Below are 17,072 nucleotides of genomic sequence, written 5' to 3' on the forward strand. Positions count from 1 at the left end.
ACTTGCTCGCCGCCGCGGGCAGGTCTTCCGAGAGGCAGGCGGGGCAGGTCTTGACGGGGTTCCTTCCTGAGCACCCTTATGCCCGGCAGGGTGGGCACAGCGAGCGCAGTGCTCAGCAGCTAAGCGCAGGCTCGGAGGGAGACAGGGGAGCCACGGCGCGATGACGCACGGACGGCCGCAGCCGGGCCGTTCCACCGCCTCACGGGAACTCAGCCGTCGATGGCATCGAGCACCACCCGGGTGACCTGCTCGGGATCGTCGGACATCGGTGAATGCCCGCAGCCCTGGAGCGAGACGTGCCGGGCGCCCGGCAGCAGTCGTGCCGCCCTGAGCGCCTGGTGGGGCGGGGTCATCAGGTCCCGTGTGCCCCAGCCGACCGTGACCGGGACCGGGACCTCGGGGGTGAAGGCCCGGAGCCGGTAGGCGTGCGCCGCGCGCCGCGTCGGCTCGAAGCCGGGCGAGCGGGCCAGGTTGCGCAGCGCGCCCGCGGCTGCCGCCTCGGGGATCCGCCAAGGCCGGGCGACGAGCTGCCAGAAGGCCACGGTGCGCCCGATCGGGTGGCCGGCGATCCAATGGGGGCGTTCGGCGCAGGCTCGGGCCATGGCATGGGCGACGCGGAGCGAACCCAGCGCGTAGGCGGCCTCGGGGCGCGTCCACAGACCGATCGGGGACAGCGCGACGGCGCTCCCGACCGTGCCGCCGCGGGCCAGTTCGAGGGCGACGGCCCCACCCAGGGAGTTCCCCACGACGGGCGGGCGGGTGAGGCCGGCGCCGGGGAGCCACTCCGCGACGGCGGCGGCCAGCGCCTCGACGGTCGGCGTGGTCCCTTCGGGCAGCGCGGGGCTGTCGCCGAAGCCTGGGAGGTCGACGGCCACCACCTCGTGCTCGCGGGCGAGGCGCTCCAGGACAGGCCCCCAGCCGTCCCGGTCGAGCTGGAGGACGACCAGCAGGGGCGGCCCGCTGCCGAGCCGCCGCGATGTCAGTGCCATGTCCGGCATATCCGCAGCGTAGGAGGACGGCCCAGGACGCGCACCCGCACACGGAAGCGCGAGTCGGCGTCCGCCCGAACGGTTCGGCGGGCAGCCGGGAACCCCCACACCTAGGCTGGACAGCGGGAACATCCCTGTCTCGGGGCCCCTCGGGATGGAGGGCGCGATGCTACGGACACCGGTGTGCGGAGTACTGGGCATCGAGGTGCCGATCGTGCAGGGGCCGCTCGGCGGGCCCTGGCAACAGGGCATGCGGCTCGCCGCGGCCGTCAGCGACGCCGGTGCGCTGGGCAGCATTCCCACCACCCTGCGCACTCCGTCGCAGGTCCGTGACGACGCGCGCCGGCTGCGCGACCTCACCGACCGGCCGTTCGCGCTGAATATGACCAGGCGCCCGTACGACCCCGAGGTCTTCGACGCGGTGATCGCCGAGGCCCCACCGGTGTTCTCCTTCGCGCTCGGCGAGCCGGACGACCTGGTGGCCCGTGTCCACGACGTCGGCGCGATCTTCCTGCAGCAGGTGACGACGGTCGAGCAGGCGGAGCGCGCGGCCGAGGCCGGCGTGGACGTGATCAGCGCGCAGGGCACCGAATCCGGCGGGTTCTGCGGCGATGTCAGCACGATGGCGCTGGTGCCGCAGGTCGTCGACGCGGTCCGGCCGTTGCCGGTGCTCGCCTCCGGCGGCATAGCCGACGGCCGGGGCATCGCCGCGGCACTGGCCCTGGGGGCACAGGGCGTGAACATCGGCACCCGGTTCCTGGCCTCGACCGAATGCGAGGTCAGCGACGACTGGAAGGCGGCCATCGTCTCCGCCGCAAGCCAGGACGCCGTCAAAGTGGTGTTCGTCGACCAGATTCTGCCCCCGCCGACCGAGCGCGGTTTCACGACCGTCCCGCGGTCACTGCGCACCCGGTTCGTCGAGGAGGGGAACGCCCGCCCCGAAGCGGCCGCCGCGCGGGCCGAGGCGTTGCGCACCCGGGTGATGACCTCGATGCGCGACGGCACCGCGCACGAACTCATCCCGCTGACGGGCCAGACCGCCGGCCTCGTCCGCGACATCGCCCCGGCCGCCGAACTCGTCCACCGGCTGATCACCGAGGCGGAGGCGACGCTCCGCGCTCTCGCCGACCTGGTGTCGGAGAAGAACGACGCCGACGCACCCAGGTGAAGGCCGCCTACGAGGCGGCTCGGTCGGTTCTGCGGCCCCGTACGCACAGGCCCGGGCCGTGAGCGTGCCGCAGACGTCCGGCTCCCGGGGGAGCGGTCGACCCTGGTCAGGGCGAAGCCGGCGGCGAGGCCGGCGGCGAGGGTGGTCCTCCGGGCACGAGACAGTCGGTGACGGCGGGTGCGTCTGCTCACGCGGTGTCCGTGGCGGGGTGGGGCCAGGCGGCTTCGCGCAGCAGGCGCAGGCCGTTGAGGCCGACGATGACGGTGGAGCCTTCGTGACCGGCGACGCCGAGGGGCAGGGGCAGCGTGCCGATCAGGTCCCAGGCGACCAGGACCGTGATGAACGTGCCGGCGATGGCCAGGTTCTGGATGACGAGGCGGCGTGCGGTGCGGGAGAGCTGCACGATCGACGGGATGGTGGCGAGTTCGTCGCGGACGACGACGGCGTCGGCGGTCTCCAGGGCGAGCGCGGAGCCGGCCTTGCCCATCGCGATGCCGGAGTGCGCGGCGGCCAGGGCGGGGGCGTCGTTGACGCCGTCGCCGACGACCAGGACCTTGCGTCCCTGGGCCTCCCACTCCTTGACGGCCGTCACCTTGTCCTGGGGCAGCAGGTGGGCGCGGACGTCGGTGATGCCGACCTCGGCGGCCAGGCGCCGGGCGGCGCGTTCGTTGTCGCCGGTCAGCAGGACGGGCGTGCGGCCGGTCAAGCGGGCGAGCGCGGCGACCGTGGCCGCCGCGTCCGGCCGCAACCGGTCCGCGATCCCGAGCACGCCCACCGGCTCCTGGTCGCGCAGGACGACGACCGCGGTGCGTCCGGCCTCTTCCAGTTCGGCCACCACCGCCCGGTGCCGCTGGTGGCCGGCGGCGTCCAGGAGTCGGGCGGGGGCGCCGACCGTGAGGGTGCGGCCGTCGACGGTGGCGGTGACGCCCCGGCCGGGGGTGGAGGTGAAGTCTTCGGTGTCGCTCAGGGGCAGGCCGCGTTCGCCGGCCGCGGCGACGACGGCGCGGGCGAGCGGGTGCTCGCTGGGGTGCTCGGCCGACGCCGCCAGGATGAGAAGCGTGTCCTCGTCCAGGCCGCTGCCGGGCAGCGGACGCAGGTCGGTGACGCGGGGAGTGCCTTCGGTGAGGGTGCCGGTCTTGTCCAGGGCGACGGTGTCGACCTGGCCGATCCGTTCCATGACGACGGCCGACTTGGCGAGCACACCGCGCCGGCCGGCATTCGCGATGGCTGACAGCAGCGGAGGCATGGTGGAGAGCACCACCGCGCACGGCGAGGCGACGATCATGAACGTCATCGCCCGGAGCAGCGCCGAGGAGAAGGTCCCACCGAAGGCGAGCGGGACCGCGAGGACCGCGAGGGTCGCGATCACCATGCCGATGGAGTACCGCTGCTCGATCTTCTCGACGAACAGCTGGGTGGGGGCCTTGGTCTCGGAGGCTTCCTCGACCATCTTCACGATCCGGGCGAGCACCGAGTCCGACGGGTCGCGCTCGACCCGCACGCGCAGAGCGCCGGTGCCGTTGACGGCGCCCGCGAACACCTCGTCCCCGGCCTGCTTGGCGACGGGGAGCGGCTCGCCGGTGATGGTGGACTGGTCGACGTCACCGGCCCCGTCCAGAACCTGACCGTCCGCGCCGACCCGCTCGCCGGGCCGGACCAGGATCGTGTCCCCGACCACGAGCTGCCCGGTGTCGACCGTCTCCTCGGTGCCGTCGGGCAGGAGTCGGATGGCGGTGGTGGGGGCGAGGTCGAGCAGCCCGCGCACGGAGTCGGCCGTGCGGGCGGTGGCGACTGCTTCCAGGGCGCCGGAGGTGGCGAAGATGACGATCAGCAGCGCGCCGTCGAGGACCTGCCCGATCGCGGCGGCCCCCAGGGCGGCGACGACCATCAGCAGGTCCACGTCCAGCGTCTTGTCCTTCAGGGCTTTGAGGCCCTCCCAGCCCGGCTCCCAGCCGCCGGTGACATACGTGGCGGCGAACAGGGTGCCCCACAGCCACGCCGGGCCGTCCAGCAGGTGGACCGGCAGGGCGAGCAGGAACAGCACAAGCGCCGCGAGCGCCCAGCGGGCTTCCGGCAGTGCGAGCAGGCGGGTGCGGCGCGGCTGCGGGGCCGGACGCGGGGCGTCGGCGGGCGGCGCGGACCGCTGCTGGTCCAGGACTGAAGGCATGACAGAACAACCCTTCACGGGCGGGTCGGGGGCACATCTCCACCGTACAGGAATATATGAACAGCTCTTCAGGTGTCATCGGTATGATGGGGCCATGGGCCACGGACGCGACACCACCACCAGCAGCGCCAGCGCCCGCGAACGTCTCGACACGGTCGGCAGCACCGACGTCGCCGCCACCCTCCAGGCCCTGGCCACACCCTCCCGGCTCTACATCCTGGCCCACCTCCAGGAGGGTCCCTGTTCGGTGGGCGAGCTTGCCGAGGCCGTCGGTATGGAAGCCTCCGCCTGCTCCCACCAGCTCCGCCTCCTGCGCAACCTCGGCCTGGTCACCGGCGAGCGGCAGGGCCGCTCCATCGTCTACTCGCTCTACGACAACCACGTTGCCGAACTGCTCGACCAGGCCCTCTACCACGTCGAGCATCTGCGCCTTGGCCTGCACGACACCGCGGCGCGCGCGGCTGATCTCGCCGTGCGGGAAGCGCTGCGGGGGTCTTGACCGGGAAGGCGGAGCCGCCACCACCGGTGCGAGCGGCACCACGAAGAACCCCCGTCCGGGCGTGGGCTCGAACGGGGGCGGGTGTGCGACTCGCGGTCTGTGGCGCGGGGGTGGTTACGCGCGCTGTGCCGGTACGTCGACGGCCTCGACCGCAGCGACCAGCGAGGCCAGCTCGGGGTTCCCGGCGGCCTCGTCCAGCGCCTGCCGCAGGGCGGCGTCACTGGTCGGCCGGGCCTCGTCGAGCAGCTTCCGGCCGGCCGGGGTGACGTCGGTGTAGATGCCGCGCCGGTCGGTCGGGCACAGATACCGCGAAAGCAGCCCGCGGTCCTCCATGCGGGTGACCAGGCGCGTCGTCGCGCTCTGGCTCAGCACGACCGCGTCGGCGACCTGCTTCATCTGCAGATGCCCGCCCTCGCCGTCGTGCTGTCGGCTGAGCACGTCGAGCAGCGAGTACTCCCGCGCGCTCAGGTCGTGCCCGGACTGCAGGGCGCGCTCGATGTGCGACTCGATCCGGCCGTGCAGCAGGGAGAGCGCACCCCAGCCGCTGGCGAGTGCGGTGAGTGCGGGGTCCGTGGCGGTCATGGGGTCCGGTCTCCTTCCGGTGGTTCTTGGGGTGGCTCGTGGAACCCAGGATACGTCACCAGGGCAAAAATCAGCGAGAGCACATAGAGCGCGACTGCAAGCATGTGTGGAATGTGGCCGGTCACGGCCTCGCGGGCGCCGCCCCCGCAGCCCCCGGTTTGCGGCCCCAGACGGTGAGCATCCCGGCGGACAGCGCGGCGCACGCGTCCGAGTCCAGGTAGCGGATCGCCGCGTCGATGCCGGCGCCGTCGATCAGCCCGGTGGCCACCATCGACGCCCGGCTCCGCTCCCAGGTGTCCGCCCAGAAGCGGCTGATCGGACTTCCCCGCAGCAGTGGCGGTACGTACAGCTCCGCGCCGACCGCGCGGAGCCCGGCGCCGCGCAGCAACTGCGGATACGACGGCACCCAGGAGACGTCCGTGCCGATGGAGGCGCGCAGCCCCTGCCACATCGCGCGCATCGCCGCGGCGAACGGCGTGTCGGCCGCCGTGCTCGTACGGTCGCTGGTCAGGTCGACCGCGTCGCTGAGGACGAGGACCCCGCCCGGCGCGACCAGCCCGGCCAGCGTCGAGACCATCCGCTCGGGCTCCGGCAGATGCATGAGCACGAACCGCGCGTGGACCAGATCGAACCGGCCCGGCGCGAAGTCGGGGGCGGTGATGTCGGCCTGGAGCACGTCGAGCCCGGGGACGGGCCGCTCGGCGAGGAACCGCACATCACGGTCGACGGCCAGCACGCCCGCCACCTCCGCCTCGCGCAACAGGCGCCGCGAGACCGTGCCCGTACCGGCACCGATGTCCAGACAGCGCCACCCCGGCCCGGCGCCGAGGGCGCGCAGCCGGCTCAGGCTGAGGTCGTCGTACGCGAGCGCACCGAGGTCGATCCGCTCGGCCTCACCGGGCTGCTCGGGCCGGAACACGTCCTCGCCGTAACGGCCCCCGTCCGGCGCGCGGGGCGGGAAGGCGGGGTCGTCGAACGGATTCCGCGACGTCATGGCCGGACCCTTCCGTGGGGGGCGGGACGGGGGACGGGGGCGGGCGGCGGTGATGGTGGTGATACGGAGGCGGTGCCGTCGCTTCCTTCCATGCTCCGGGCCGTACGGGCGGAACGCGCCGCGCCGGGGCCGTTCGGGTCACGGAGCGAGCGGCTCCGGCGGGGGCCCGCCCTCCGCTCCAGCGGGGCGACGTCCCGGCGCAGGACCCCGAACCACGCGCTGCTCACGCGGCAAGGTCCGTCGAGGGCGGTGCGACACGGGTCGACATGCGTTCACGGTAGGCCGACGCCGCCCGGTGCCGCTCGGCGAGACGCGGCCGCCCGATCAGCGGGGAGAGCGGGTGGAGCGGGTGCGCAGCGCCGCGGTGCCGTACTCCCAGAGCCGGTCGGCCGCCGCCGCGTCGAGCGCGTGCGCGGCCACACCGCCCGGCTGCTCCTCGTCGCCCGCCACGACTCGCGCCTCCTGGTTGTCCTCGAAGTAGCGGCCGGTGACGCCCTCGACCAGGGGCGAGGCGGCCAACAGGACTGAGGTCGCTGCCCCCTGGGCCGGCGTCTTGTAGTACGGCAGCGGCGTCACCTTCCCGTCGCCGTCCATCACACCGAACGCCCGCATCGTCTCGTCGTCCAGGTGGCGCTGCAGCCCGGTGAGGATGAAACCCGGGTTGAGCGCGTTGACGGTGATCCCGTCGCCCGCCCAGCGCCGCGCCGCGCCCGCGGTGAACAGCACGCTCGCCGTCTTCGACTGCCCGTACGCCGTCCACGGGTCGTACGCCCGCCGCTCGAAGTGCGGGTCCTCGAAGTCGAACGGCACGTTCCGGTGCGCCCCGGAGCTGACCACCACGACCCGCGCCCCGCCGCTCTCCCGCAGCGCCGCGTACAGCCCGGTCACCAGCGCGAAGTGCCCCAGATGATTCGTCGCCAGCTGCGCCTCCCAGCCGTCCGCCGTCTGGACCCGGGTGGGCAGGGCCATGACCCCGGCGTTCGCGACGAGGATGTCGAGCGGCCCTTCCCAGCCCCGTACGAAGGACGCGACGGAGTCGAGATCGGCCAGGTCGAGCGCCGCGGCGCGGACCCCGAGCTCGCGGACGAGCGGCTCGGCGGCCTCCGGCCGGCGGGCGGCGACAGTGACCTCGGCCCCGGCGGCGGCCAGGGCCCGGACGGTCTCGGCGCCGATCCCGGAAGCGCCGCCGGTCACGACGGTACGGCGACCGGAGAGGTCGATGCCGTCGACGACCTCGCCGGCGGGGGTCCGGGAGGTGAAGGGGGTGGTCAGCAGCGGGGCGGGGGTGCGGGGGGCGTTCGTCATACGATCCACGCTACGACCGCACCTCTGGACGCACTACAATCAAGAGTCCGCAATTCATGAGCGAGCGTCCGAGTGGACGGGGGAGGGGAGGAGGGCGGATGGACCCCTTGGAAGACGTCCTCACCCTGCTGGAGACTCGCGGCCACCTCTCCGTCGGGCTGGTGGCGGGCGGCCGGTGGGCCGTACGGTTCGAGGCCCCGGAGGGCGTCAAGTTCAACGCCGTCCGCCGCGGCTCCTGCCTCCTTGAGGTCGACGGCCTCGACAAGCCGATCGCCCTCGGGGAGGGCGACTGCTACCTCCTCGCCCGGCAGCGCCCCTTCACCCTCCGCAGCGACCCACAGGCCGAGCCGGTGCCCGCCGGCCCGCTGTTCGCCCGCGCCGAGCAGGGCCTCGCCAGGGCGGGGGAGGGCGACGACGTCCTTCTCCGCGGCGGCCGCTTCTCCTTCGGCGCCCGCGCCCAGGAACTGCTGCTCGACCACCTCCCCCCGGTCGTCCACATCCCGGCCGGGACCCGCCACGCCGAAACGGTGCGCTGGGCCCTCGCGGCGATCGACGAAGAGCTGACCCGCCACGAGATGGGCTCCACCCTCGTCGCCGAACACCTCGCCGTCGTCATGCTCGTCCACGTCCTCCGGCTCCACCTCGCGCGCGAGCCCCACACCGCCACCGGCTGGCTCGCCGGGCTCACCGATCCCGCCGTCGCCACGGCCCTCGCCGCCCTCCACCGCACTCCCGCCCACCCCTGGACGGTCGCCGACCTCGCCCGTACCGCCGCCGTGTCCCGCTCCACCCTCGCCGCCCGCTTCAAGTCCACCGTCGGCCAGGGCCCCTTGGAGTACCTCACCCACTGGCGCATCGAACTCGCGGCCCGCCGCCTCCGCGCGACCCCCGACACCCTCGCCACCATCGCCCACGCCGTGGGCTACGGCTCCGAGAGCGCCTTCAGCGTCGCCTTCAAACGCGTGACGGGCACCCCACCCGGCGACTACCGCAGACAGCAGATTCCGACCCTGTCGAACGCGGCGATTGCCGTACCTGGGCTGTAGGGCACGATCGCGTCCCGTGCCCCGTCGGCAAGCGCATCCGCGGGCAGTTGCGCCGTCGCCGTGAACGCCCCCGCGTACTCGGCGGCCCGCTGGCAAGACCTGGCGGACCCTACTTGCCCCAGCGGGCCTGACGCGGCCTCACCCGAAGGAACCGTCGGAGCGGACCACGAAGGCGTCGCAGCCGTCGTGCTCGAACCGGACCCGTCCGTCGTACCCCGAGTCGGTACGGGTGCACACCCCCCAGTCCCGCCCCATTTCACCACTCAGCGCGACCCAGAACCGGCACCCGCCGCACTGCTCGTCGTACCACCCGTCCAGATACCCCGGCGCACCGGTCAGCCTGTTCCGCCCCAGCAGCCAACGCTCGTGCACCTCGTCGTCGTGCACACGCTCAGCACGCGTACCCGAGTCACCCGACACCGCAGCCCCCCACTCTCCGCCCCATGATCACTGCCGTCCGTACGACCAGTGACTCTACGTTCCGTGGGACAGGACGACCGTGCCGCCGGGAGTCCGTCCCCATGGGCTCCCGGCGGCACGGTCACGGCATCCGGTCAGCTGGGTGTGCCGTACGCCTGGATCACGGTGGCGTTCAGGTCGCACCAGACGGTGGACGTGCCACCCGACGGCACGCGATTGCCGAAGTGCCGGTACACATAGCCGTTGTCGGTGCGCTTGCAGTCGATGACGCCGGTGAACGTCGAGCCGGTGCACCGGATGTCCGCACCCCGGTGACCGCCGCTGCCGGTGATCAGGCGCGCGGAGCAGCTGAGCGCGGACGGGGCCACCGCGGACGCGGAAGCCGCAGGGGCGGTGGCGAGGAGGCCGCCGGCCGCGAGGGTCAAGGTGGCGATGGATGCTGCGATGCGCAGACGCGTACGCATGAGGGAATCTCCTACGGATGAGGGAGTGGCACTCACGATGACCGCGCCAATCTATGGCGGGTGCCGCGCGAGTCGCGTGGAGCGCAGCGAAGTTGGCGAGTAGGCGCCAGGCCGTGCGGCGTGGCGCCTACTCGGTCCCGGCCATCGCCCCCGAGGGCACTGGGCCCGCTGTCGTGACCGCGCCGCGCTCCCGTACGGTGACGGCATGTCCGAAAGCCTGCCCGCCGACGTGGCCGAGGTGCTGGAGGCGGTTCTGAAGCCGGACACTCCGGTTCACGCCGCGCTGCGGCGGCAGGTCCCGCACCTCAGCGTGCGAGGCCGCTGCACCTGCGGGTGCGGCACCGCCTACTTCGACCTCGACGCCGGCCGGGTCGCGCCCGCGCCCACCGGCGCGAGCACGGTCGTGGCGGCCGAGGCGCTGCTGTACACCGAGGCCGGCGAGTGTCCCGGTGAGGTGCTGGTGTTCACGCAGGGCGGCTACCTGGCGTGGCTGGAAGTCTGTTCCTGGAGCGACGACATCGAGGTGACCCTGGCCGCCGCGCGCCGCTGGCTGCGGGGACGCGCCTGAACGCGGACCGCCCGGTCAGGGGACCCACCGGGGCGACCTCGCCGAACGACTCGTCACCCTCCCCTCACCGGTGCGACAGGTCAGCGGCCGTCGCGGCGCCACTTGTAGCGCCACGCCGTGCCGAGGCAGGTCTCCTCGTCGGAGAAGCCGGGCCGCGGCGGGCCGAGACGGCGTGCCGCTTCCACACACCGGTCGTCGTGGTGAAGAGCGAGCCCCTCCACGGCGACGAGCTGCACCCGGCGGTCCGCGTCGTCCAACAGCGCGGCCATCGCCTCGGTGAGGACGGGGGTGCGGTCCCGGCCCCAGCCGACGGTACGGCAGGCCTCCCGCCGGACCGTCGGGTCCCCGTCATCCATCAGCACCAGCAACGCCTCACGGACCTTCTCGGCGAGGGCGGACGGTTCCGGCCAGGTGCCGAGTCCGTTGGCCACCGCATGCCGGACACGGGCGTCCGGATGGCCGGCATGGGCGAGGAGCGCCGTGGCCGCCCGCGCGTCGGCGTGCTCTCCCAGCGCGATCAGCACCTCGATGAGGACGGCGAGGTCCGCCTCCTCCGCCGCCCACGGGACGAAGAGCTCCAGGGCGGGGGCGGCGAACGCGTCCGCCTCGCTGTCGTCGAAGAGTTGGACCAGCCTCAGCACCCCGGCCCCGAACAGCCGGTGTGCCGGGTCGGGATGCGTACGCAGGGCCAGGGCGGCGGCCCAGGTCTCCTCCTCGCGCCGGTTCCCCAGGAGGCTGGTGGACGCCCACCAGGCGCTGTGGTCCTGGTCGTGCTCCAACGCTCGTGCCATGAGCTCCTCGAACGAGGCGCGGATCCCGAGCAGCTCCTCCAGGCGTGTGAGGATCGCCCCGTGCCCGTCCCGTACGGTCATGCCTCCGAGCGCGAGCTCCCCGACGGTGCAGTACTCGTCGTCCCGGACCCGGGCGCGGACAGGGGCCTCCTCACAGCCCGTACGCCGCCGGAGCTCGGCCTCGGCCCCCGCCTCGCGCCAGCGACGCGCGAGCTCCCGCGCCTCGCGGAGCTCGGCCGTGGAGTACCGGCCCAGGAGCCGGTGGTCCAGAAGCGCCTCGACCAGCCCGGGCGACCCGCAGTCGACCGCCTCACCGAGCGGCACCAACGCGTCGGGGCCGCACTCGCCGGGATCCGCGCCGTGCTGGACCAGCAGTTGGGCGATGTACCCGGCGTGCGCGCGGACGGCCAGGGAGAACGCGGCCTCCAGCATGTCGCGATCCTGGTTGTGGTGAAGCAGAAGCTCCACTTCAGCCGGATCTCCGCCCCGGACCGCGCAGATCAGCGCGCACTCGCCGTCCCCCGCACCACCCGCGCCCGCCCGCATGCCCATGGACCTGTGCCCCCGTACCCCTGTACCCCCGTGGTGTTCCCGCAGCTCAGTGTAGGGGCGAGGAATCCGCTCGACAGGAGAGATCACGCTGGTGTCGATCCGCGCGCTCCCGTACCGTCGGCGCGTGATGATCCACAGCAGTGCTCCCCGCCGGCTCGGTGTTCCCGCCCCGCAGGCGCGGCTGCGGTTCGAGGAAGAGCAGCGGGGGGCCGGCGGCGGGCCGGGGCGCAGGTTGCTCGTGGTCGACGGGGACCCGGCCTTCGAGCTGAGCAACTGGTGCGGGACGTGCCCGTTCCTGTTCCGGAGGCTGGAGACCGCCGCTCAGACGCTCTCACTGGAGAGCATGCGGGATCGGCTCACCGGCACACCGCCCGGTCTGGACGCACTGGTCACCGGCGGTGTCATCGACGCGTTCGCCGCCCTGCTGCCAGAGGGTGACTACCTTCCGATGCTGCTCCAGGTCGAACCCCGGCTCACCGTCCCGGGCCGGGACGGCGACTACTTCAGCGGCGAGCAGGTGGACACCTGGGGGCTCGACCAGTTCTGGGGCCTGCCGGAATACCCGCACACGCCGTACTACCGGACCTTCGAGACCGGGGTCGACGCGTCCGCCCACCTCTACGAGTTCGTCGTCCCGATGGTGCCGCCGACGTGGAACGAGCGGCAGCGCGTAGAGGAGTACGCCGAGCTCATGGGCGGGGGAGCGGTCCCGACGGCCGTCGCGGTGTCCACACTCGACGTGTGCGAACCCGCCTCCGGCCCGGCGGCCGACCACTACCGGCACTGGGGCCTCACCCACTTCCTCCTCGACGGCCACCACAAGATGGAGGCCGCGGCCACCACCGCCCGCCCGGTGCGGCTGCTGTCGCTCCTGGCGCTCGGCGAAGGCCTGGCCGCGGCCGAGGACTGCGCCCTGTTGCCCACCGTGCGCGCCCGGCACGACTCGCCCCGAACACCTGCCCGCCTACCTACGCGCGGTTGAGTAGCAGCGCTCAGGCGGCCCGTCCCGCCCCGCTCGTAGCGTCCAGAACATGGACACAGACCATGCTGCTCCCGCCCCGATATCGCGCCGGGTGGGGATCACCGCGGTGGCTTCCGCCCTCCCCGGGCGGGAAGTGACGTCGCGTCGGCTTCAGGAACGGATCACCGCCGCCTCCGGCCTCACGCTGCCGGAGCGGATGCTCGAACGGGTCACCGGGATCGAGACGCGCCGGGCGGTCGGGGAGGGGGAGTACGCCTCGACGCTCGCGGTGCGGGCCGGGCGTGCGGCGCTTGAGCGGGCCGGGCTCGTGCCGTACGACGTGGATCTGCTGGTGTTCGCCTCGGCCACGCGGGACGTGGTCGAGCCGGCGACCGCGCACATCGTGCAGGCGGAACTCGGCTCCCGGTCCCACGCGTTGGACGTCACGAACGCGTGCAACAGCTTCGTCAACGGCATCGACACCGCCCGGGCGATGATCCTCGCCGGCCGCGCACGACGCGCCCTGGTCGTCACGGGGGAGACCCCGAGCCGCGCCGTTCGGTACGCACCGTCCGGCGCCGACCAGCTCCGCGACGGGTTCGCCGGCTACACCTTCGGCGACGCCGGGGCCGCGGTCGTCCTGGAGGCGGTCGACCGCGGCGGCATCCTCGACGTGGACACCGAGACGCACTCCGAGCACTGGTCGGTCGGCGGCATCTTCGGCGGCGGCTCCCGTCACCCCCGCGGCGACGAGCACACGTACTTCCACGGCGACGGCGGCGAACTGCGCGAGGTGTTCGAGAAGGTCGGCACCTCGGTGCTCGACCGGATGCGGCAGCGCACCGGCCTCGCCTGGGGCGACTTCCGGTACGTGCTCGTGCACCAGGTCACCGTGCCGTACCTGGACCGGTTCGTGGAGCTCACCGGCGTCCCCCGGGACCGGCTCGTCGTCACGGTACCCGAGCTCGGCAACATGGCCAGCGCCACCCTCGGCGTCCAACTCGACCGCGTCCACGAGCGGTTGCGCCCCGGCGACCGGGTCCTGTTCGTCGGACTCGGCGGCGGCGTGAGCATCATGACGATGGTCTGGGAGAAGGCATGAGCGCCCTGTGGGTGGTGGTGCCCGCGCACCAGGAAGCCGCGCGGATCGGCGCCACGCTCGACGCGCTCGCGGACCAGCACGACCGTGACTTCACCCTCGTCGTCGTGGACAACGCCTCCAGCGACAACACCGCCGACGTCGCCCACGCGTTCGCCCGCCGCGCGCCCTTCCCCGTCCACGTCCTGCGCGAACCGGAGAAGGGCGTCGGCTGCGCCGTCGACACCGGCTTCCGCTACGCGATCGAGCACGGCGCGACCCACCTCGCCCGCACCGACGCCGACTGCCTGCCACACCCCGGCTGGACCGCCGGTGCCCGCGCCGCCCTGCGGCACGGCGCCGGACTCGTCTGCGGCCGCATCGACGCCCGCCGCGACGAGCACGGGCCGCTCGGCCGGGCCGCCTTCCGCGCCCTGGTCCGCGTCGCCGCGTTCTTCGGCCGCATACGCCCCGCCCACCACCGCCGCCACGGCTACCTCGCCCCGTACCGGATGCACGCCGGCAACAACATGGCCGTCACGGCCACCCTGTACGAAGCCGTCGGCGGCATGCCGCGCCGCCCTTCCCCCACCGACCGGCTCTTCCTCAACCGGGTACGCCGCCACACCACCGCCATCGTCCACGCCCCCGACATGGTCGTGGAGAACTCCACCCGCCGACTGCGCGCCTACGGCCTCGTGGGCACCGCCCGCTGGTACCTCGACAAGGGCCCCGGCCACCACGGAGAGGACCCGCGCTGATGCTCGACACCCTCGCCCACACCCTGCGCCGCCACCCCGAGCGGCCCGGCGTCCTCGGCACCACCCGCACCGGCGCCGTACGCACCAAAGCCACCTTCGGCGATCTGGCCGACCTCGCCGACCACTGCACCGCCGCTCTGCACGGGCGGGGCATCGGACGCGGCAGCACCGTCGGCGTCGCCGTACGGCCCGGGCCCCGCGCCCTCGCCGTGATGCTCGCCGTGCACCGGCTCGGCGCCCGGGCCGCCGTGCTCGACCCCGGCGCCGGACCCGACGTGCTGCGCGCCCGGCTCGCCCTGGCCCGCCCCGATCTCGTCCTCGCCGACGCCACCGCCCAGGCCGTCGCCGGCTGGGCCCGCCCGCTCGCCCGCCGCGCCCGCCTGGCCCTGCCGGACCTCGCGGAGCTCGGGCCGGTCGCCACCCTCGGTCCCCGGCTGCCCGGCTGCGCCCCCGCCCTGGAGACCGGCCCGCGAACCGGACCGCTGCCGCCCCCGGTGGACGAGGACGGCGACGCCGTCATCGTCTTCACCTCCGGCACCACCGCACGGCCCCGCGCCGTCGTCCACACCCGCTCCTCGCTCGCCGCCGGCATGACGACGGTCGCCGGGCTGGTACGGCCCCGAGCCGGGCGGCCCGTCCTCGGCGGCACCTTCTTCGTCCTGCTGCCGTCCCTCGCGAGCGGCGCACCGGTCGCGCTGCCCGCCCGCTCCGTACCCGTCCTCCGCCGCCAGCTGAGCCGACTCGCCCCGCAGGCCACGTATCTGACGCCGCCGCAGATCCGGCGGCTCCTCGCCGGCGGCGGGCGGTTCACCGGCCGCGTGTGGACCGGCTCGGCCCCCGCGAGCAGCGACCTCCTCACCCGCGTCAAGCACGCCGGCGCGGACGAGGCCTGGGGCGTCTACGCGCTGACCGAACTGTTCCCGGCCGCAGCCGTCGAACAGGCCGACAAGTCCGCCTTCACCGGCGACGGAGACCTCGTCGGCACACCCCTCCCGGGCGTGACGGCCAAGACCGACGCCTCCGGCGAACTGCTCCTCTCCGGCCCCGCCGCCCGCGACCGCTACCTCGGCGAGGACCCCGACCCCTGGGTCGCCACCGGCGACCGGGCACGCCTCGACCACGGCCGGATCGTCCTCGAAGGCCGCCGCAAGGACATGATCCTGCGCCACGCCGAGAACATCTATCCCGGTCTGTACGAGCCCGGGCTCCACGTCCCCGGCGTCGAACTGGCCCTGCTCGTGGGCGTACCCGCAGGCGACGGCGACGAACGCCTGGTCGCCGTCGTCCAGCCGAGCGCCGGCGCGGAACGCCAGGCGCTGCGGGCGGCCCTGGCCGGGCCGCTGGAGCGCATGGGCACAGCCCGGCCGGACGCGGTGCTCCTCGCCGACATCCCGCTCTCCGGCCGCTCCCTGAAGCCGGACCGCGCCGCGACGGCGCGCCTCGCCGCCCGCCGCCTGGCCGAACGCACCGAACGGACCGAACGGACCCGAGGATGACCGCGCCCGTCAGTACGCCGCCGCCACTGGCAGCCGCGCCCGCCGCCCTCCGCGCCGCCCGCCGCCGCGACCGCCGCGTCTACACCCGCTCCCACCCCGTGCTGTTCGCCCTCCTCGCCGCCACCCGCCGCCGCGCGGTCACCCGGATCGGCGGCGCGGTCCTGGTGCACGGCCCCGACGCGTACCGCCAGGCCCTCACCCGTATCCCGCTGGACCGCACCGCAGCCGGCACCACCGGCGGCGCGGCCCGCGAACTCTCCACCGGCGGCACGCTGTTCGACCAGGAGGGAACCGGGCACCGCGCCACCCGGCGGGCGGTCGCCGACGGCCTCGGCGCGGCCGGGGTGGAACGGCTGCGCCCGGTGTGGCGGGACATCCTTGCCCGCCGGCTCGCCCCGCTCGCCGCAGGGCGCGAGACCGACCTCGTACCGCTGGCGCGCGAAGTGGCCGGTGCCACCGTCCGCGCGCTCCTGGGCACGACCGCCGACCCGGAGGCGCTCGCCGAGGCGGCCGCCCGGGCCGCGGCCGCCGCCGTACGCGACCACCTCCCCGGGCCCCGACGGCCCGGCACCGCGCGGGCGGCCGTCGCGGCGACGGCACGCCTGCAGGCTCTGCTCGATCCGCCCGGCGGGCCGGACGAGGCGGGCGACACGGCGCTGCGGGCCATGCTCACCGTCGCCGCCGTCAACACCACCGTCGCCGCCCTGCCCCGCGCCGCCGCCTGGTGCGCCGACGCCGGGCTGTGGGACCAGGCGGCGGACGACCGGCTGCGCCCGGCCCTGGTGGACGAACTCCTGCGCGTGGTCGCCCCGTCCCCGCTGCTGCCCCGCGTGGCGGCGGCCGACGCCGATCTCGACGGCTGTCCCGTACGAGCCGGAGACCGCCTCATCCTGGTGGCCCGGCACGCCGCGCGGGCCCACACCGCACCACCCGACGCCCACCACCCGGCACCGCCCGCCGTGGCCCACCTCGTCTTCGGCGCCGGCAGCCACGCCTGCCCCGGCGCCCGCCTGGCCCGCGCCCAACTCGACGACGCCCTCGCCGCACTGGCCCCCTACTGCCCCGTCGTCACCGGCGCCCGCGTCGACCGGACCGCGGCCCTGCCGGGTTGGCGCTCGCTCACGGTGCGAGCGACCGACGACCGTCACCGATCCCGGGAGTCCCGATGACCACGATCGCTGTCACCGGCGCGAGCGGCTCTGCTCGCGGCGCCGACGTCCTGTGCCTCGGC

Annotated in this window: 17 protein-coding genes; 9 read left to right on the forward strand and 8 right to left on the reverse strand. The window is 74.3% G+C overall.

Annotated features, from left to right (window positions below):
• Positions 1 to 209: 209 nt before the first annotated feature.
• Positions 210 to 989, reverse strand: a complete 780-nt coding sequence (locus tag JAO84_RS35510) for an alpha/beta fold hydrolase (RefSeq protein WP_370416562.1) — start codon at positions 987 to 989, stop codon at positions 210 to 212.
• Positions 990 to 1,155: 166 nt separating this feature from the next.
• On the opposite strand from JAO84_RS35510, the gene JAO84_RS35515 reads away from it, so the two are divergent.
• On the forward strand, positions 1,156 to 2,157 hold the full coding sequence (locus JAO84_RS35515; protein WP_370416563.1) for an NAD(P)H-dependent flavin oxidoreductase: 1,002 nt from the start codon (positions 1,156 to 1,158) through the stop codon (positions 2,155 to 2,157).
• Positions 2,158 to 2,344: 187 nt separating this feature from the next.
• Here JAO84_RS35515 and JAO84_RS35520 read toward each other — a convergent pair whose 3' ends face one another.
• Positions 2,345 to 4,324, reverse strand: coding sequence for a heavy metal translocating P-type ATPase (locus JAO84_RS35520; protein ID WP_370416564.1), 1,980 nt, complete (start codon positions 4,322 to 4,324; stop codon positions 2,345 to 2,347).
• Positions 4,325 to 4,418: 94 nt separating this feature from the next.
• Between JAO84_RS35520 and JAO84_RS35525 the strand changes: the two genes are divergently transcribed.
• On the forward strand, positions 4,419 to 4,823 hold the full coding sequence (locus JAO84_RS35525) for an ArsR/SmtB family transcription factor (RefSeq protein WP_370416565.1): 405 nt from the start codon (positions 4,419 to 4,421) through the stop codon (positions 4,821 to 4,823).
• Between the two features lie 114 nt (positions 4,824 to 4,937).
• Here JAO84_RS35525 and JAO84_RS35530 read toward each other — a convergent pair whose 3' ends face one another.
• The 3 genes from JAO84_RS35530 to JAO84_RS35540 form a co-directional block, all read right to left on the reverse strand.
• A complete protein-coding gene (locus JAO84_RS35530) occupies positions 4,938 to 5,405 on the reverse strand; it encodes a MarR family winged helix-turn-helix transcriptional regulator (RefSeq protein WP_370416566.1) in 468 nt (155 codons plus the stop codon).
• A gap of 121 nt (positions 5,406 to 5,526) precedes the next feature.
• A complete protein-coding gene (locus tag JAO84_RS35535; RefSeq protein WP_370416567.1) occupies positions 5,527 to 6,399 on the reverse strand; it encodes a class I SAM-dependent methyltransferase in 873 nt (290 codons plus the stop codon).
• A gap of 324 nt (positions 6,400 to 6,723) precedes the next feature.
• Positions 6,724 to 7,704: an SDR family NAD(P)-dependent oxidoreductase gene (locus JAO84_RS35540; protein WP_370416568.1), complete on the reverse strand. Its 981-nt coding sequence runs from the start codon at positions 7,702 to 7,704 to the stop codon at positions 6,724 to 6,726.
• Positions 7,705 to 7,802: 98 nt separating this feature from the next.
• On the opposite strand from JAO84_RS35540, the gene JAO84_RS35545 reads away from it, so the two are divergent.
• Positions 7,803 to 8,750: an AraC family transcriptional regulator gene (locus tag JAO84_RS35545; RefSeq protein WP_370416569.1), complete on the forward strand. Its 948-nt coding sequence runs from the start codon at positions 7,803 to 7,805 to the stop codon at positions 8,748 to 8,750.
• A gap of 138 nt (positions 8,751 to 8,888) precedes the next feature.
• Here JAO84_RS35545 and JAO84_RS35550 read toward each other — a convergent pair whose 3' ends face one another.
• Positions 8,889 to 9,137 carry a DUF3027 domain-containing protein gene (locus JAO84_RS35550; protein WP_370416570.1) on the reverse strand — a complete coding sequence of 83 codons (249 nt, stop codon included), beginning with the start codon at positions 9,135 to 9,137 and terminating at the stop codon, positions 8,889 to 8,891.
• A 167-nt stretch (positions 9,138 to 9,304) separates the two neighbouring features.
• Positions 9,305 to 9,634, reverse strand: coding sequence for a hypothetical protein (locus tag JAO84_RS35555; protein ID WP_370416571.1), 330 nt, complete (start codon positions 9,632 to 9,634; stop codon positions 9,305 to 9,307).
• Positions 9,635 to 9,839: 205 nt separating this feature from the next.
• Here JAO84_RS35555 and JAO84_RS35560 point away from each other — a divergent pair, with 205 nt between their 5' ends.
• Positions 9,840 to 10,202 (forward strand): hypothetical protein, encoded by a 363-nt coding sequence (locus tag JAO84_RS35560; RefSeq protein WP_370416572.1) that lies wholly within the window; start codon positions 9,840 to 9,842, stop codon positions 10,200 to 10,202.
• 80 nt (positions 10,203 to 10,282) lie between these two features.
• Here JAO84_RS35560 and JAO84_RS35565 read toward each other — a convergent pair whose 3' ends face one another.
• Complete coding sequence (locus JAO84_RS35565; RefSeq protein WP_370416573.1) at positions 10,283 to 11,461, reverse strand: hypothetical protein; 1,179 nt, start codon at positions 11,459 to 11,461, stop codon at positions 10,283 to 10,285.
• Between the two features lie 211 nt (positions 11,462 to 11,672).
• On the opposite strand from JAO84_RS35565, the gene JAO84_RS35570 reads away from it, so the two are divergent.
• Genes JAO84_RS35570 through JAO84_RS35590 form a run of 5 tightly spaced genes read left to right on the forward strand, consistent with a single transcriptional unit; the run spans position 11,673 to position 17,010 of the window.
• Entirely contained in the window at positions 11,673 to 12,527 is an 855-nt protein-coding gene (locus tag JAO84_RS35570; RefSeq protein ID WP_370416952.1) for a hypothetical protein, read from the forward strand.
• 49 nt (positions 12,528 to 12,576) lie between these two features.
• Entirely contained in the window at positions 12,577 to 13,608 is a 1,032-nt protein-coding gene (locus JAO84_RS35575) for a 3-oxoacyl-ACP synthase III family protein (RefSeq protein WP_370416574.1), read from the forward strand.
• Positions 13,605 to 14,345, forward strand: coding sequence for a glycosyltransferase family 2 protein (locus tag JAO84_RS35580; protein WP_370416575.1), 741 nt, complete (start codon positions 13,605 to 13,607; stop codon positions 14,343 to 14,345). The genes JAO84_RS35575 and JAO84_RS35580 overlap by 4 nt, the downstream gene beginning before the upstream one ends.
• On the forward strand, positions 14,345 to 15,841 hold the full coding sequence (locus JAO84_RS35585; RefSeq protein WP_370416576.1) for a class I adenylate-forming enzyme family protein: 1,497 nt from the start codon (positions 14,345 to 14,347) through the stop codon (positions 15,839 to 15,841). The genes JAO84_RS35580 and JAO84_RS35585 overlap by 1 nt, the downstream gene beginning before the upstream one ends.
• Complete coding sequence (locus JAO84_RS35590; RefSeq protein WP_370416577.1) at positions 15,838 to 17,010, forward strand: cytochrome P450; 1,173 nt, start codon at positions 15,838 to 15,840, stop codon at positions 17,008 to 17,010. The genes JAO84_RS35585 and JAO84_RS35590 overlap by 4 nt, the downstream gene beginning before the upstream one ends.
• Positions 17,011 to 17,072 lie beyond the last annotated feature (62 nt).

Origin of the sequence: Streptomyces fradiae (assembly GCF_041270065.1) — a bacterium.
Classification (GTDB): Bacteria; Actinomycetota; Actinomycetes; order Streptomycetales; family Streptomycetaceae; genus Streptomyces.

Coding starts and splice junctions, on each gene's coding strand:
- JAO84_RS35520 (WP_370416564.1), bottom strand. CDS start 4,324: ATGCCTTCAGTCCTGGACCAGCAGCGGTCCGCGCCGCCCGCCGACGCC.
- JAO84_RS35575 (WP_370416574.1), top strand. CDS start 12,577: ATGGACACAGACCATGCTGCTCCCGCCCCGATATCGCGCCGGGTGGGG.
- JAO84_RS35570 (WP_370416952.1), top strand. CDS start 11,673: ATGATCCACAGCAGTGCTCCCCGCCGGCTCGGTGTTCCCGCCCCGCAG.
- JAO84_RS35540 (WP_370416568.1), bottom strand. CDS start 7,704: ATGACGAACGCCCCCCGCACCCCCGCCCCGCTGCTGACCACCCCCTTC.
- JAO84_RS35580 (WP_370416575.1), top strand. CDS start 13,605: ATGAGCGCCCTGTGGGTGGTGGTGCCCGCGCACCAGGAAGCCGCGCGG.
- JAO84_RS35530 (WP_370416566.1), bottom strand. CDS start 5,405: ATGACCGCCACGGACCCCGCACTCACCGCACTCGCCAGCGGCTGGGGT.
- JAO84_RS35585 (WP_370416576.1), top strand. CDS start 14,345: ATGCTCGACACCCTCGCCCACACCCTGCGCCGCCACCCCGAGCGGCCC.
- JAO84_RS35545 (WP_370416569.1), top strand. CDS start 7,803: ATGGACCCCTTGGAAGACGTCCTCACCCTGCTGGAGACTCGCGGCCAC.
- JAO84_RS35525 (WP_370416565.1), top strand. CDS start 4,419: ATGGGCCACGGACGCGACACCACCACCAGCAGCGCCAGCGCCCGCGAA.
- JAO84_RS35515 (WP_370416563.1), top strand. CDS start 1,156: ATGCTACGGACACCGGTGTGCGGAGTACTGGGCATCGAGGTGCCGATC.
- JAO84_RS35555 (WP_370416571.1), bottom strand. CDS start 9,634: ATGCGTACGCGTCTGCGCATCGCAGCATCCATCGCCACCTTGACCCTC.
- JAO84_RS35590 (WP_370416577.1), top strand. CDS start 15,838: ATGACCGCGCCCGTCAGTACGCCGCCGCCACTGGCAGCCGCGCCCGCC.
- JAO84_RS35510 (WP_370416562.1), bottom strand. CDS start 989: ATGGCACTGACATCGCGGCGGCTCGGCAGCGGGCCGCCCCTGCTGGTC.
- JAO84_RS35560 (WP_370416572.1), top strand. CDS start 9,840: ATGTCCGAAAGCCTGCCCGCCGACGTGGCCGAGGTGCTGGAGGCGGTT.
- JAO84_RS35535 (WP_370416567.1), bottom strand. CDS start 6,399: ATGACGTCGCGGAATCCGTTCGACGACCCCGCCTTCCCGCCCCGCGCG.